The 14428-nt window shown below is 40.7% G+C and carries 13 protein-coding genes and 3 pseudogenes; 9 read left to right on the top strand and 7 right to left on the bottom strand.

The features are described from left to right. Positions 1 to 33 precede the first annotated feature (33 nt). From nikB to ACVS9P_RS08440, 5 genes are read left to right on the top strand one after another with little or no spacing between them, the layout of a single operon-like run. The gene (nikB, locus tag ACVS9P_RS08460) at positions 34 to 960 is read left to right on the top strand and encodes a nickel ABC transporter permease (RefSeq protein WP_452103133.1); all 927 of its coding nucleotides are present in this window, start codon (positions 34 to 36) and stop codon (positions 958 to 960) included. A 15-nt stretch (positions 961 to 975) separates the two neighbouring features. Then, positions 976 to 1878 carry an ABC transporter permease gene (locus tag ACVS9P_RS08455; protein ID WP_452104692.1) on the top strand — a complete coding sequence of 301 codons (903 nt, stop codon included), beginning with the start codon at positions 976 to 978 and terminating at the stop codon, positions 1876 to 1878. Positions 1879 to 1890: 12 nt separating this feature from the next. Continuing rightward, on the top strand, positions 1891 to 2868 hold the full coding sequence (locus ACVS9P_RS08450) for an ABC transporter ATP-binding protein (protein WP_452103132.1): 978 nt from the start codon (positions 1891 to 1893) through the stop codon (positions 2866 to 2868). Between the two features lie 4 nt (positions 2869 to 2872). Further along, positions 2873 to 3826, top strand: coding sequence for an ABC transporter ATP-binding protein (locus ACVS9P_RS08445; RefSeq protein ID WP_452103131.1), 954 nt, complete (start codon positions 2873 to 2875; stop codon positions 3824 to 3826). 27 nt (positions 3827 to 3853) lie between these two features. After that, positions 3854 to 5131 (top strand): L-cysteine desulfidase family protein, encoded by a 1278-nt coding sequence (locus ACVS9P_RS08440; protein ID WP_452103130.1) that lies wholly within the window; start codon positions 3854 to 3856, stop codon positions 5129 to 5131. A 365-nt stretch (positions 5132 to 5496) separates the two neighbouring features. On the opposite strand, the gene ACVS9P_RS08435 is transcribed toward ACVS9P_RS08440, so the two are convergent. Beyond that, on the bottom strand, positions 5497 to 5859 hold the full coding sequence (locus ACVS9P_RS08435; RefSeq protein WP_452104691.1) for an acetyl-CoA hydrolase/transferase C-terminal domain-containing protein: 363 nt from the start codon (positions 5857 to 5859) through the stop codon (positions 5497 to 5499). Here ACVS9P_RS08435 and ACVS9P_RS08430 point away from each other — a divergent pair. Further along, on the top strand, positions 5852 to 6346 hold the full coding sequence (locus ACVS9P_RS08430; RefSeq protein WP_452103129.1) for a hypothetical protein: 495 nt from the start codon (positions 5852 to 5854) through the stop codon (positions 6344 to 6346). The genes ACVS9P_RS08435 and ACVS9P_RS08430 overlap by 8 nt on opposite strands. Positions 6347 to 6995: 649 nt before the next feature. Next, positions 6996 to 7190 (top strand): annotated as a pseudogene (locus tag ACVS9P_RS08425) (integrase core domain-containing protein); the annotation flags it as partial. Positions 7191 to 7265: 75 nt separating this feature from the next. Here ACVS9P_RS08425 and ACVS9P_RS08420 read toward each other — a convergent pair. The 4 genes and pseudogenes from ACVS9P_RS08420 to ACVS9P_RS08405 all read right to left on the bottom strand — a co-directional run bounded on the left by ACVS9P_RS08420 (position 7266) and on the right by ACVS9P_RS08405 (position 10102). Then, positions 7266 to 7742: a hypothetical protein gene (locus ACVS9P_RS08420; protein ID WP_452103128.1), complete on the bottom strand. Its 477-nt coding sequence runs from the start codon at positions 7740 to 7742 to the stop codon at positions 7266 to 7268. A 350-nt stretch (positions 7743 to 8092) separates the two neighbouring features. Further along, entirely contained in the window at positions 8093 to 8227 is a 135-nt protein-coding gene (locus ACVS9P_RS08415) for a hypothetical protein (RefSeq protein WP_452103127.1), read from the bottom strand. A 397-nt stretch (positions 8228 to 8624) separates the two neighbouring features. After that, positions 8625 to 9317 (bottom strand): annotated as a pseudogene (locus ACVS9P_RS08410) (restriction endonuclease). A 275-nt stretch (positions 9318 to 9592) separates the two neighbouring features. Continuing rightward, a complete protein-coding gene (locus ACVS9P_RS08405) occupies positions 9593 to 10102 on the bottom strand; it encodes an amidase domain-containing protein (protein WP_452103126.1) in 510 nt (169 codons plus the stop codon). Between the two features lie 229 nt (positions 10103 to 10331). Between ACVS9P_RS08405 and ACVS9P_RS08400 the strand changes: the two genes are divergently transcribed. Together ACVS9P_RS08400 and ACVS9P_RS08395 are read left to right on the top strand one after the other, a co-directional pair. After that, complete coding sequence (locus tag ACVS9P_RS08400) at positions 10332 to 11876, top strand: FAD-dependent oxidoreductase (RefSeq protein WP_452103125.1); 1545 nt, start codon at positions 10332 to 10334, stop codon at positions 11874 to 11876. A 173-nt stretch (positions 11877 to 12049) separates the two neighbouring features. Beyond that, the gene (locus tag ACVS9P_RS08395; RefSeq protein WP_452103124.1) at positions 12050 to 12532 is read left to right on the top strand and encodes a phospholipase D-like domain-containing protein; all 483 of its coding nucleotides are present in this window, start codon (positions 12050 to 12052) and stop codon (positions 12530 to 12532) included. A gap of 113 nt (positions 12533 to 12645) precedes the next feature. Here the strand turns inward: ACVS9P_RS08395 and ACVS9P_RS08390 are convergent. Continuing rightward, positions 12646 to 12878 (bottom strand): annotated as a pseudogene (locus tag ACVS9P_RS08390) (DUF4417 domain-containing protein). A gap of 731 nt (positions 12879 to 13609) precedes the next feature. Next, positions 13610 to 14428, bottom strand: coding sequence for a creatininase family protein (locus ACVS9P_RS08385; protein WP_452103123.1), 819 nt, complete (start codon positions 14426 to 14428; stop codon positions 13610 to 13612).

The following is a 14428-nucleotide window of genomic DNA, read 5'->3' as shown; positions in this document are numbered from 1 at the left end:
GTTTATTGTGCTTAGTGAAAGTGAGGGAGAAGTATGTACAAATTCATTATAAAGCGCGTGCTAATGATGATTCCAGTAGTTTTCGGCGTTTCACTGCTGGTTTTCTTTGTCTTGAAAATGACGCCTGGAGATCCTGCACGTGTAGTGGCAGGCGCTCAGGCAGATGAGGCTACTGTTGAGGAAATCAGAGGGGAACTTGGACTGAACAAACCACTGCCACAGCAATATGTAGATTATATGGCAGATCTTTTGCAGGGGAATATGGGGACAAGCTATACCACTGGAAAACCTGTCTCCTCAGAAATACGTTCCAGAATGCCCACAACATTCATTCTGGCTTTTGGCGGAGTTCTTGTCGCAGTAATAATTGGTATTCCTCTCGGAATTATTTCTGCAACAAAGCAGTATTCGGTTTTGGATAATGTCAGTACATTACTGGCATTGGCTGGCGTGGCTATGCCGAACTTCTGGCTCGGATTAATGCTTATCCTGCTTTTTTCACTGAAACTTGGTTGGCTTCCAAGCGGCAGTGCGGATACATGGAAAGGTTATATTTTGCCGGTAATCACACTGGGCGTTGGGGCAACTGCCAGCTTTATGCGAACAATGCGTTCCAGCATGCTTGATGTTATCCGACAGGATTATATTCGCACGGTGCGAGCCAAAGGATCAAGTGAAAATAGAGTCGTAATACACCATGCGCTTCGAAACGCAATGATTCCAGTTATCACGGTTATCGGATTAGAGATCGGCACGCTGCTTGGCGGTGCGGTCATCAATGAAACAGTTTTCTCTCTGCCTGGAATTGGTACACTTATGATTAATTCGATTAATAAAAAAGATGAACCCGTGGTATTAGGATGCCTGATTACTTTCGCCATCGTATTTAGTATTGTAAATCTGCTTGTTGATATTTTGTATGCCTATATTGATCCCCGAATAAAATCTCAATACCAATAAAGAGAGGGGTAAATGATGAAAGAATCAAATAATACAGCATCTGCTGGAAAAATTCATGTAAAAAAGCATAAGCGTAGTCAGTTGGCTGAAATCTGGCGGAGAATGCGGCGGAATAAGTTGGCAATGGTAGGCCTTTTTACAGTAATTTTGCTTATTCTGGTTGCCATTTTTGCCGGTCAAATTGCTGATTACAATAACGTCGCAATAAAACAGAATGTAGCTATACGTCTACAAGCCCCCAGCACAAACCACTGGTGTGGAACTGATGAGTTTGGCAGAGATGTTTTTGTCAGACTGGTGTATGGAACAAGAATAAGCCTCCTGGTCGGTGTGATAGCGGTATGCATTGCTCTGGCAACAGGTGGCACTCTAGGAGCAATTGCGGGTTACTTCGGAGGTGTTGTTGATAATACTATCATGCGTGTGATGGATATTTTCCTTTCGATTCCGATTCTCTTACTCGCAATTATGATTGTATCCGCATTGGGAACAAGCATGCTTAATCTCATGATTGCAATTGGCTTGGCAAGTATGCCAACGTTTGCAAGAGTCGTTCGTGCTTCGGTATTGAGCGTGAAAGATCAGGAATTTGTAGAAGCTGCCAAAGCTATTGGAGCTAAGAATGGGCATATACTAGTCCATCATATTATTCCCAACTGCCTGTCTCCAATTATCGTTCAGGCTACCTTACGTGTAGCAACGGCAATTTTATCGACAGCATCTCTGAGCTTTATTGGTTTGGGCATACAACCTCCTGCTCCCGAATGGGGTTCCATGCTTGCAAGCGGGCGCGCGTATATACGTAATGCTCCTCATATAGTAATTATCCCAGGTTTGCTTATTATGATTACTATTCTGGCACTGAACCTGCTTGGGGACGGTTTGCGCGATGCTTTAGATCCAAAGTTGAAACGTTAAGGGTGAATTGCCATGAATGATGAAAATGTTATACTGGATATTCAAGACTTGAGTGTTGAATTCCGTACAGATGACGGGATTGTCAAAGCAGTAAATAATATAAATATACAAATCCAGCGAGGCAAGACGTTGGGCCTTGTGGGCGAAACCGGTGCCGGTAAAACGACAACTGCACTTTCAGTGCTGCATTTGGTACCAGACCCTCCAGGGGTAATTACGGGTGGCAAAGTTATTCTTGATGGTAAAGATGTACTGAAAGCCGGAAAACATGAGCTTAGAAAGCTGCGTGGGTCTCTGGTCAGTATGATCTTCCAGGACCCTATGACAAGTTTGGATCCAGTTGTTCCCGTGATAGACCAAATTGCCGAGGTATATATACTCCATGAGCGTATAAACAAGAAAGAGGCTGAACAACGGGCAGCCAGCATGCTTGAGCTTGTAGGTATTCCGGCATCCAGGGGACATGAATACCCACATCAGTTTTCCGGCGGAATGAAACAACGCGTAGGTATTGCCATGGCACTGGCGTGCAATCCAAAGTTGCTCATTGCGGACGAGCCGACTACTGCACTAGATGTAACAATTCAAGCGCAGGTTCTTAAGCTGATGAAAGAACTAAAGGAAAAATATAAAATGTCGATGCTGATGATTACACATGATCTCGGAATCGTTGCTGAAGTGTGTGATGAGGTTTCTGTAGTTTATGCAGGCAGAATAGTGGAACATGGTACATTGGAGGATGTTTTCGAACATACGGCGCATCCGTACACAGAGGGCCTGTTCAACTCAATACCAAATATTGATGTCCATACGGAGCGGCTGATTCCGATTCGTGGATTGATGCCAGATCCAACAAATCTCCCAGAAGGATGTCCGTTTGCGCCACGGTGTGACTACGCAATAGAGGAATGCAGAAATCATTTACCTGGCCGGACTGATCTAAGTGATACGCATTATGTCTGTTGTATCCTGCGTGAAAAGAAGGAGTGAGAGCATGGCAACGAATCAACCGATCCTTGAAGTAAAAAACCTTAAAAAGTATTTCAAGACTCCTAAAGGAATGCTCCATGCAGTAGACGATGTAACCTTTAACATCGAGCGTGGTAAAACACTTGGAATTGTGGGAGAAAGCGGTTGTGGAAAATCCACTACCGGTCGTGCAATTCTGAGACTGATCGAACCAACTGACGGTGAAGTAATATTTGAAGGTTGCAATGTGTTGAAACTCAATAAAAATGAGATGAGGCAGATGCGCCAGAGAATGCAGATGATTTTTCAGGATCCTTATTCTTCTCTCAATCCGCGTATGACAATTAGTGATATCATTGCAGAACCGTTAAAGATTCACAAGCTTTGTTCCGATGCCGCGGAGCGGGAAGAAAAAGTGGAACAAATGATGGAGACTGTAGGTTTGGCAGAACGCTTAGTAAATAGTTATCCCCATGAATTGGACGGTGGAAGACGCCAGCGTGTTGGAATTGCGCGAGCATTGATACTCAACCCGAGTTTTATTGTTTGCGATGAGCCCGTATCAGCTTTAGATGTCTCTATTCAGGCACAGATTTTGAATCTGATGCAGGATTTACAGGATCAGATGCATTTTACTTATATTTTTATTACGCACAACTTGTCTGTGGTCAATCATCTCGCAGATGAAATTGCAGTAATGTATCTGGGGCAAATTGTAGAAAAAGCACCTGCTATGGAACTGTTTGCTCACCCAATTCATCCATATACGCAGGCACTGTTATCTGCTATTCCAGTGCCGAGTTTGAGACGAAATGTCGAGGTACAGACGCTTAGTGGTGAAATCTCTTCACCTATTAATCCATCGAAAACATGCCGATTTGCGCCTCGTTGTCCTCGTGCCTGTGAAAAGTGCACCCAGGAAGAAGCTGAACTTAAAAATTATGGCGGTGAACACTATGTTGCTTGTTGTCTATGTTAGCGCAGATTATTTCAAAGGAGAACATCTATGGATCGAAAATTGTATGAAAACCACCTGGCAATTTTGAAGGATGAACTCATTGTTGCTCTAGGATGTACGGAACCAATTGCTATTGCATATGCTGCCGCAAAAGCACGAGAAACACTTGGAGAAATGCCTCAGCATTGCTTGGTGCGATGCAGCGGCAATATAATAAAAAATGTCAAGGGTGTAGTCGTTCCAATGTCTAAAGGACTATGCGGAATGGATGTCGCCGCAGTGCTTGGTATTGTGGGTGGCAATCCAGCTCTCAAGTTAGCAGCGCTGGAAAGTGTTAAAGACGAAGATGTGGAGATCACAAAAAAGCTGCTGGCTGAAGGCTTTTGCAACTGCGAACTGGCAGAAAATGTCGAAAATCTTTATGTTTTGGTGTCAGTGAATTCTGAAGGGCATAGCGCTGCAGTTGAAATAAAGAACTATCATACTAACATTGCTAAAATTGAAAAAGACGGGGCTGTTATATATAAGAACGAACAACATACGGATAATAGCAATGAAGTTCGTGGCAATAAAAAACTGCTCAATCTTCAAAATATTATAGAATTTGCAAACTGTGTTAAATTGGACGATATTAAAGACACTATTGAAAGGCAGATTCGTTACAATTCTGCTATTTCTGAGAATGGCCTCAAAGAACAATGGGGAGCACAGGTCGGTCGCACTCTCACAGAGAACAATTCAAGTGGTGATATTAAAGTGACGGCGGCGGCGGCAGCTGCTGCCGGCAGTGATGCTAGAATGGGAGGATGTTCACTTCCAGTAGTGATTAATAGCGGAAGTGGAAACCAGGGAATCACTATAACAATGCCAATTGTTGCATATGCAAAAAAATATAATATTCCGAGGGAAAAATTATATAGAGCTCTTTGCTTGGCAAATCTGATCAGCGTACATCAAAAAAAGTACATTGGCAATCTTTCTGCCTATTGTGGCGCGGTAAGCGCCGCAGCCGGAGCTGCCTGTGGAATTGCCTATATGAACGGGGGCGACTATACAGAAATCAGTGAAACAATTACCAATACGATTTGTACGACGGGCGGAATTGTCTGCGACGGAGCAAAATCCAGTTGTGCCGCAAAAATTGCGGCTGCTGTGACAGCTGCAATTACAGGCTGGCAAATGGCAAGCAGCAAGCGTGTATTTCAGCCGGGAGAAGGCCTTGTGGAAGAGAATGTCGAGGACACCATTGCCAATATTGGTCGTATGGGCCGAGAGGGAATGAAATCTACGGATCTCGAAATTTTAAATATTATGCTTGGAAAATAAACAGAACGCCTTGCCAAAACTGATAGATTGGCAAGGCGTCTCTTTCTAACAAGCCGAAATACAACTTATTTTTTCTTCTGTTTTCCAATCCGGCATAACATTTCAGAAATATATTGTTATACCCACGGACACCATAATATATAGAAAAGCCAAACATAAAAAGCCGTCGATTTTCCTGCCGAAAAGTATATAACTTTACTTAATATTCCGAATACATATCCAATCCAAATGAACAAGTAGAAATGAATACTGGTTCCCTTTGCAGTACGGGCTTTCCACGCTTTTACTATATTAAGCGGCCAAGAGATGCCAAAACAGATCCACCATTAAGGCTTCGATAAACACTCGCCACTGTACTCCCCCCTTCACAATTCCATAGTTTCTTTAGTTAAATATTGATTATGAAATGAAAAGCGATTATTCAGCAGATGTGGAGTCTGTACACTGCCGCACTTTTCGCAGACTTCTTTAAAATATGCTTGTAATTGGCCTCGATACGCAGGATGTGCACAGTTTTCAATGATGAGCTGCGCCCGTTCCCGTGGGGCTTTATCGCGAAGATCGGCAACTCCATTTTTGGTTACTATTACATCTACATCGTGATCTGTGTGACTTACCATTGGAACGATATTTGAAATTATATCGTTTTTTTCCGTTGAAGTTGTCATAAATATTGAAATGGCTGCATTTCTGGCATAGTCACCGCTGCCGCCGATTCCGTTGTATATACGGGTTCCACATAAATGCGAGGAATTTACATTTCCATATAGGTCGACTTCTATTTGCAGTGTTCATAGAGATAACACCAAGACTCCGGATGATTTCCGCAATTACTTCTCCAGTTGCTATGGCAGCTTTATCGCAAAGACCTCTTCCACTAAAATTGGTTATGCTACGTTTAAACTCGCTCTGCCGGCATTTTTAATTGCCTTTTGTATGGCATTACAACCGGAACTTTGTGTGATTGGTTCTGTGGGTAATATTTTATTGGTTATTGTTTTTTGCCTGCTGAGCGTTTTTGCGATGGCTGTTGGACTGGAAGGGTATCTGAAAGTGGCCTTGCCAATATGGCGCAGAGTGTTGTGGTCTATTGCCGGAATTTTGCTCATCCTTCCCGGTTTGACCACTTCAATACCCGGTTTAGTCTTGATAGTTTTGCTGGTAGTTACCGGTAAAAATTTATTACATCGTAAAAAAGAAAAAAGCTGTGCTTAAGTCGGTTCTTCAGAATCATCATCTTTTATGTCCCGATCCCAAAAACGTATATAACATCATAATTAGTACTCTAATATAGTACTGTCAAATTCTATTGCTTAATTTTTGTAAAGCTTTATGTGCAAAGTAATAGCTCCAATGGGCGAGTCATCACTTTTTGCTTAATGTCAATAATTGAGGTAACGTAAAAATGGAGACATCACTAAGACTGAGTTGCATCTAGGTGAGCTGACGGAAGAGGAAAAGCTGATTCTTGAGGCAGGCAGTTTCACCAATTATTATAGGATGCAATGATGTTATCTTGAAGGACTCTGATGGTATAAAGATTAAGAAAAGTTAAAGAAATTAAAATTATGGAAGGAGAAACACATACCGATCGATTACACACAATTATTCAAGCATTTAATCATTCGGGCATTCCATCCGTTATTTCAAAATGCAGCCTAAATCTGCTGGTTTATTTGACTGTTCGCTGTTTGTTGAATTGATATAGCTCAGTTGCAACCGTACTCAACCACATTGCACTGTTTCGCAACCTTCCAAAAGAGATTCTGACGGACAATGGTTTTGAATTCAAAGGGAATGCACTAAACGCATGGAGTTACGACCACCATGTAGAACATGTTTTTACTGATCGGGGCACCCAACCCAGAACGGTTATATCGAAAGTTTTAATGGAAAGCTTCGGGATGAATGCTTAAACCAAAACTTGTTTAAAAATCTCTATGAAGCCAATAAAATCATTGAAGACTGGCAAAATGAGTATAACCATCTTCGCCCACACAGTTCTTTGGATAATTTGATGCCGGCAGAATACGCCATGAAAATCTCAGGTGATTACTAACTTTCTATCTGGACGACTTTTGGGGGCAGGTCAAAACCTAGACATTACTAAAGTACAAATAGAGTAATATCTCATTCAGTTTCCACTAACACGTAATCCGTGATTTATTAACGGTAAGTAATAAAATTTATTATCACATGTCAATTCCGAAAAGCAGTAAAGTTTTGCAATATCTGCAAGTCCTTTTTGTATTTTATGTTCAAATCCTTTTTCGACCTGTACACATTTTCCATCAAAAATCTTACTTTCCAGAATACGATTAAGGTGTTCCCTAATCACTATTCTGTATTCATTTTGTATGGAATATTTTTCATTCTTAATAAATAACTGTTTAATGCCAGCTTCATCTACTAACTTCTTTGTCAAGGAAAGGCTAATGGAGCCATATTGTACACGTCCATGTGTCAATTTATATCCATTTGTATCACATGTACTCAGTCTTTCTATAAATTGTTCATACGGAAGCATAACAATATATCCGTCTGTTTCATAAAAGATTTTTATTGAATCCTTATTCAGGAGTATCTTTTCAGCTTGGATATGTATCTTCAATTATCATCATACAATAAATGGGACATAAAGAATTGGCAAATAGCATATCTGTCGATGAAACAGCAGTTTCCATTGTGTCTTCCTGCCCATTTGTGCCGCTTTCCATGTCATGCTCAAATGTAGCACAATTCATATATAGTTTTGCATTGATCAAATTACGAGCATATTTTTTTTAGAAGTTATTTTTAGCAAATACTTAATAATAATTTACTCTATTAGTCTTATCATGGACTCAAAAAAATAAAATCGGTCTCTCAGTTTACAATTCCGTAATTCGTGACTATTTATCTTGTGATTATGAGTGCCTGTCTCAAATGCCGTGTTTAGACTAAGCGATATAAATACAATTTTTAATAAGTTAGTAACTCATTAAATACTTTAATTGCAAATCTGTCTGTCATTCCTGATATGTAATCAAGGATTCCCTGAATATAAATTTTTTTGCTATCAAGAGCTCCATAAATCTTTTCATTCTCACATTTCACTGTGACTCGTCCGTTACGAGATACAAGCTTGATCAGTACAGCAAAGCCGGCATGTTGGAAAAAGCTAAAAAAATAGAGGAACAAGAAAATCTTTACACAGCGTAAAGTAAATCAGGCTCCAAGGCAAAAATGCCTTGAAGCCTGATTTTTTTCTGAAACATAAGTACGACCCAATTTTAAAATAAAAAGTTGCTTTAATCATTTGAGTCATTGGTTTAAAAAGAGGTCGATTCATAAGCATATCAAAATAGAGGTCGTCTCCGGCGAATTATAGAAAAATCAAAAACTAATTCACTATGCAATCTATGCCAGTAGGACAGTATCAAAATTTTGGAAAGACTTGAAACAATGAATAGGGCGAATGACCAATAAGGTCCCAAGACAAGAATGCCTTTAATTATAGCGATGAGAACCAAGTCTCATCTATAGAATAATCTGTAACAGGTATAACACCTAGTTGAAGTTCTCTTAATTTGTCAATTAATTCATCACCGTCAATTAAGTCGATAGGAGCGGTTCCAGCTCTATTAGCTTCTTGTATCGCAGCAGAAGTAAATTTTCCAGTAGTAATAAAAAGTCCCTTATCAGTTCTACCTTGCATCGCTCCTCTAAAATCTCGCATTTCACTTGCAGAAACAGTTCACTGATATCGTTTACACTGAAAAAGCATATGAAAACTAATAATACCATTTAATTTTATGATACCAGTTCCATTGATTCCGTCGTCACCAGTTCTACCGGTTACTTGAACTTGGACAAATCCTGATTCACGTAACATGCGCTGAGTTAAACGCTCAAAAGCATTCGGGGATAAGTTTTGAAGTACATTTCTGAGTTTATCTCTCCAACTTTGAATTTCATCTGGTGTATCTACACCATCATTTTCAGGATTATCATCAGTAGCTTTTATCATTTCGGCTTTATCTAATTTTAGAAATGACATTGTACGAACCTGTGCAACAATTTCATTAGGATCAATAGTTTGTAATTCATGACCTTTAGCTGTGAGTGCCCATACTCCTCGGGAGGAATTTTCTAATATTCCAACTTTTTTCATATATGTCCGCGTCCAAGCTAAACGATATTCCACTTCAGTATGTACGTGAATTTGCAAATAAATTTTCCGTATGAAATATACAGTAATAATGTTGCAAAAAAGGCAAGACAATCTTTTTGTCACCTTTTATATAGCTGATGTCAATGCAAACTAAGAATGTGATTGAAAAAATTTAGTATTTAAAAAAGGTTAAATCGTCTTTTTCCCAACATGCCATATGCGGGTAGTTTCACAGCACTTTTTTAGTGCTATCGATGGGCTCAAGACAGTTAAGCAGCAATATTCAACATAACTTTTGAAGAATGTAATTATCCTAAAACAATATTGTTACTTATGACACCTTCAATGTGAAGAAACCGAATCATAACATATTTATAAGTGGATACCGGGCGATAGTCTGTGTCGTAACTGTGTGCAGCTATCAAAATGTGAGCCGGATCAAACGGCTCTGATACGGCAACAACAACGGGACTGTGCTCAAATCTGTAACCTTGAAAGGATAACTGTACAATATCACCCGGCTGCAGTTCCTGAATTTCGCATTCTACGGCTTTGGGGCCAACGGTGTTCGTACGGCGTGTCAGAAAATTGTAAAAATACTCGACGCCGGTCCACGCTGGAGACTTTTGATTTGCATTAATATAATACCAGCCCGAAGTCGGTGCATAGTTCATAACGTTGCTCCCCGCCAATAGGCACTGAGAAGCAAAATTTGTACAATCTCCACCAATTTCATCATAGTTGTAGAAGCGAGGGTTCCTTTCAAATGCCCACTTGTGAGCATATTTTACAGCGGATGCACGGTCATAGTTTATCATGTCTCTTATTCACTTCACTTTCTTTTTTCTTATACTATGAAATTTTATTCGGTCCGTTCGCAAAAATTTCCGAGCTTGATAATCTGATTATTCTAATGCTTTTTTTGATGAAGTTATATTTTTAGTATCCCGTAAGAATTTTTATTTAGGATATGGTCCTTTAGGCATTGCCTTACATTTTTCTTACGGTGCAGAGCATAATAAGTATGATTAGAAGGAGCGTGAAAAAATGAGTGAAGATACGGTATCTTATTGGAATAAAACTGCCCAGAAGGAACATTATCCACGGCTCGATAAAAGCCTTGAAACTGATATTTTGATTATTGGCGGCGGAATTACAGGAATCACCTGCGCCTACTGCCTTGCGCTAAAAGGGGAAAAGCCAGTTCTTATAGAGGCCGGTGAACTGTGCGATGGCACCACGGGCAACACAACTGGAAAAATCACCATTCAGCATAACATTATCTACAGTAAAATTGCGGACAAGCATGGAATGAATTTTGCAAAGCTCTATGCCGAATCGCAGGCTGGTGCGCTGGACTTCGTAAAAGAACAGGTAAAGCAGGGTGAAATTGACTGCCAGCTTGCCGAAAACACGGCCTATCTATTTGCCTCCTCCGAAGACGACCGGGATGCAGTCCAGCATGAATACGAAGTTGCCAAAGAGCTTAAAATCGATGCAGAGTATATCGAAAAGCCGGAATTTCCACCTGATAACTTTGGAATGCTCGGATTTAAGCATCAAGCGGTTTTTCATCCCGTGCGTTATGCAGAGGCCCTTGCCAAAGAAGCCGTATTAAAGGGCGCTAAAATTTATTGCGACACCAAGGCCATCAAGGTGGAGGACGGAGACATTAAAAAAGTTTATTGTGAAAACGATATTGTGATCGAAGCCAAACATCTCGTCATGGCGACTCAATATCCTATTTACGATGGGCCCAATCTATTCTTTACACGTCTTTATGCCAAGAGGGCATATGGAATCGCTGTGAAAGCAAAAAAAGATTGGCCGGACGGAAGCTATATCAGTTCTGGTGAGCCGACCCGCTCGATTCGCACCCATGTTGAGGACGGCAGGCGAGTTCTGATCGTCGTCGGTGAAAACCATGCGACCGCACGTGGTGAAGATAATATGGAGCTGCATTACGAAAATCTGCTTCAATACGCGGAGCGGTTGGCGGGGGTCAACGAATTGCTGGCCAAATGGTCAGCGCAGGATTACGATACCCCGGATCAGATTCCCTATATCGGCAGGCTTTCGGACGATTCCAATATTTATGTAGCTGCCGGATTTAAAAAGTGGGGACTCTCAAGCGGAACTCTTGCGGGAAATATGATTTCAGAACTTATTCTGAACGGAAACTGCCGGTATGAGGAACTGTATTCCAGAAAACGCGGGGATTATTCGAGCTCAATGGGCAAAACGGTCTCGGAAGTTTTCGGTTCAGTCGGAGAATTGATTAAATCCAAATTTGAAAAAACAGAGGGCATACAGGACCTGAAACAGGGGGAGGGACGGGTCATCAATTTCAAAGGGCAAAAAGCGGGTATTTACCGCGACTTTGATGATCATGCAACAATTCTTGATATTTCCTGTACCCACATGACCACGGAGCTTAATTTCAACGTTGCGGAAAAGACTTGGGACTGCCCGGCTCACGGGGGAAGATTCTCCGCATCCAGCGGCAAGCTTCTCGAAGGGCCTCCAAAAGACTCACTCCAAATTTTGTATCAGGGAAAGTTCTCCGATCTTGTGACAGTCGAGGGCAGATAGTTATTTAAAGTGAGCGGCTGATTCGTGAGCCTTGTAAAAATAACATTAACACTGAGAACGTTCTACTCGCAAGTTATGGTTTCAAGAAGGTCCTTTATATCGACTGAAAAAACGATGATTTGTAGGCTCTGAATGTCTTTCAGTAGATCTGGAATCCATTTAGGAGAGGTATCATGGAAGACAATCGTGGAGAAAATATGGACATCAGTTTATGTTTCCCGAGATATGGTGAAAAATCTGATGGCAAGCTGATCGACATCATCAATAAGACGAAAGAATCACTCGATATTGCCATATTCAATTTTACGGATAGAAATATTCTCAAGGCCATTTTGGAGGCCAAAGATCAGAATATCGCAATCAGGATCATAACCGACAGAATCATGTCTTTAACGCCTGTCCAATTTTTCATTCTCAGAAAACTAAAAAAGGCGGGAATTCCTATCAAAAAGAATTCTCACCCAGGGTTCATGCATTTAAAAATCACCATCGCGGATCAAAAAGTTGTAACTGTTGCCAGCGCAAATTTTACCAAAGCATCGCAGAACAAAAACGATGAGTTCTTTATGAGCATCCGGGATGAAAAAATGGCGTCGGAATTTATCAAACAGTTTGATCTTATGTGGAACAAGACCGGTGATTTCCACCCATTTTAGGCATGCTGTTCAATATGGATACGGGAATCCAAACAACTGCACAAGCAGTACGTCTATTTTGTAACCCTTAAGAAAAAATTCTTTCTGGCGCTGACGGTTGTCGTGCTCCGACACTATATAGATGGATACAGCAACTGTAGAGCCTTTTTAATCCCATCGAAGCAAAACTCAAACGTGTTTTCGTTTCCCCAGCTTACAGTTGGAATGACGCGAATTTCCTTTGACGCAAATAAGTACAGCACAAACGGTTCTGAAATGTATTGTAAGGCTGCAGAACAGGTGTCATCTCAACATACATGCTGAAATCGAGGGAGAGCACTGCGCGATAGTATTTTAGCTTCTCCAAATCGCTATCTTGATTTTTTTATACACGTTCAAATTTGTAATCATACAGAAAGAAATGGACCATGCGGTTGAAAAGCTTGGTGTCATTAATGCCTATTTTGTCGAACCCTATAAGAAGTAGATCATGAAAATTATCTGGTCTTATTTTGAGTTTAGGGATTACCGGGATTTGCAGTCTCCCGTTCTCTTTGAACTGATTACGAAGGAAGAGGGGATTTGTATGATAATTATAATTTTTCTCCGTTATGTGATTCCCTCCTAAAAAGTATCTTTTAATAGGCAGTATAATGAAATTATTCAAAGAGTTTTAAATCCTTTTTATGTGAGGCAGTCTCGAATGTTTTTACAGCATTTACTCATTGAACAAGTTAGTTTTAGCTAGAAAATTCGAAAAAACCGAGAAAAAAAGCAGAGTCGACAAATTTGACGACTCTGCTAGAGATAGGAGTATTTTACAACCAAGTGAATTACCAATGAAAACAGATGCAAATTTGCAGCGGTCTTCTGAAAGTTTAAAATGTTTTAAGGAAAAATTAGTGTTCAGTATTTTATAGTCGATCTAAATTTTATATAATAAACATTATGCGAAGTTCGTCCGATATATGCGGCTCCAAAATTCAGCTATCCTTTATGCCCTTCACCTTACTACCAATTTGAGCTATTGTTTATTTATACGTTACAAAAATGTGTGAAAGTCGCTTCATGAATGAAAACTCCTTGACTTGCATTGATTTAAATTGCAGTGCAAATTGTTTGCACATAAGCTTTCACCGTTTCACTTTGAGCATGTTTTGCCTTTTCCAAATCAATATCCGCAGGAGCTCCGAAATAGCCCAAAGGGGTATATTTTTTAGCTGTTTCCCCACCGCGCAGCCACTTTTTCAGTTCCGGCAGCATGAGAGACGTTGGTTTCATCTGCCGGGCAACCTTCTCATCCACAACCTCAGGGTAATCCAGCAGCATCCAATTGGTCTCAGTTGCACCGGCGTGAATATCAATATATGGATGCTGCATATTGGATAATGCTTCTGCACTCAGTTCTGCACGCAAGAGATAAGGAACATCATCTGAAATGCCGAATTGATCAAAAGCAACTGCAGTATTTATGAAATATGTTCTGATCTGCTTTTCTTCATATGCCTTTTTTGCGGTTTCTGCGATTGTCTTGATATGGACGCAGTCACCATGGAAATTAAGCAGAAAGATTTTTTCGAATCCCCATCGTTTCAAATCACTCAGAATTTCCAGCATCAGGGCCTCCATCAGTTCGGGGCTGACCGTAAAGGAACCGACAAATCCGTTTGTTATGCTATTGACTCCCCAGTAGAAAGGCGGTGCAATTACAGCTGGCTTGCCTGCTGCACTCAAACCGGAGCGAATCTTTTCACACATCGTTTGAGTCAGGTAAATATCCGTTCCCGTGCAAAGGTGGGGGCCATGTTCTTCCACTACTGAGATAGGCAGCAGGACGGACGCCCCGTTTTCAATTGCCTCTCCAATCTGCAGATAGGTCATATCTACCATCGTGTTCTGAAAAATTGAGTAACCCAT

Source organism: Caproicibacterium sp. NSD3, assembly GCF_053613275.1.
Note: the sequence above shows the minus strand (reverse complement) of the source record. Positions and strands in the feature narration are given on the sequence as shown.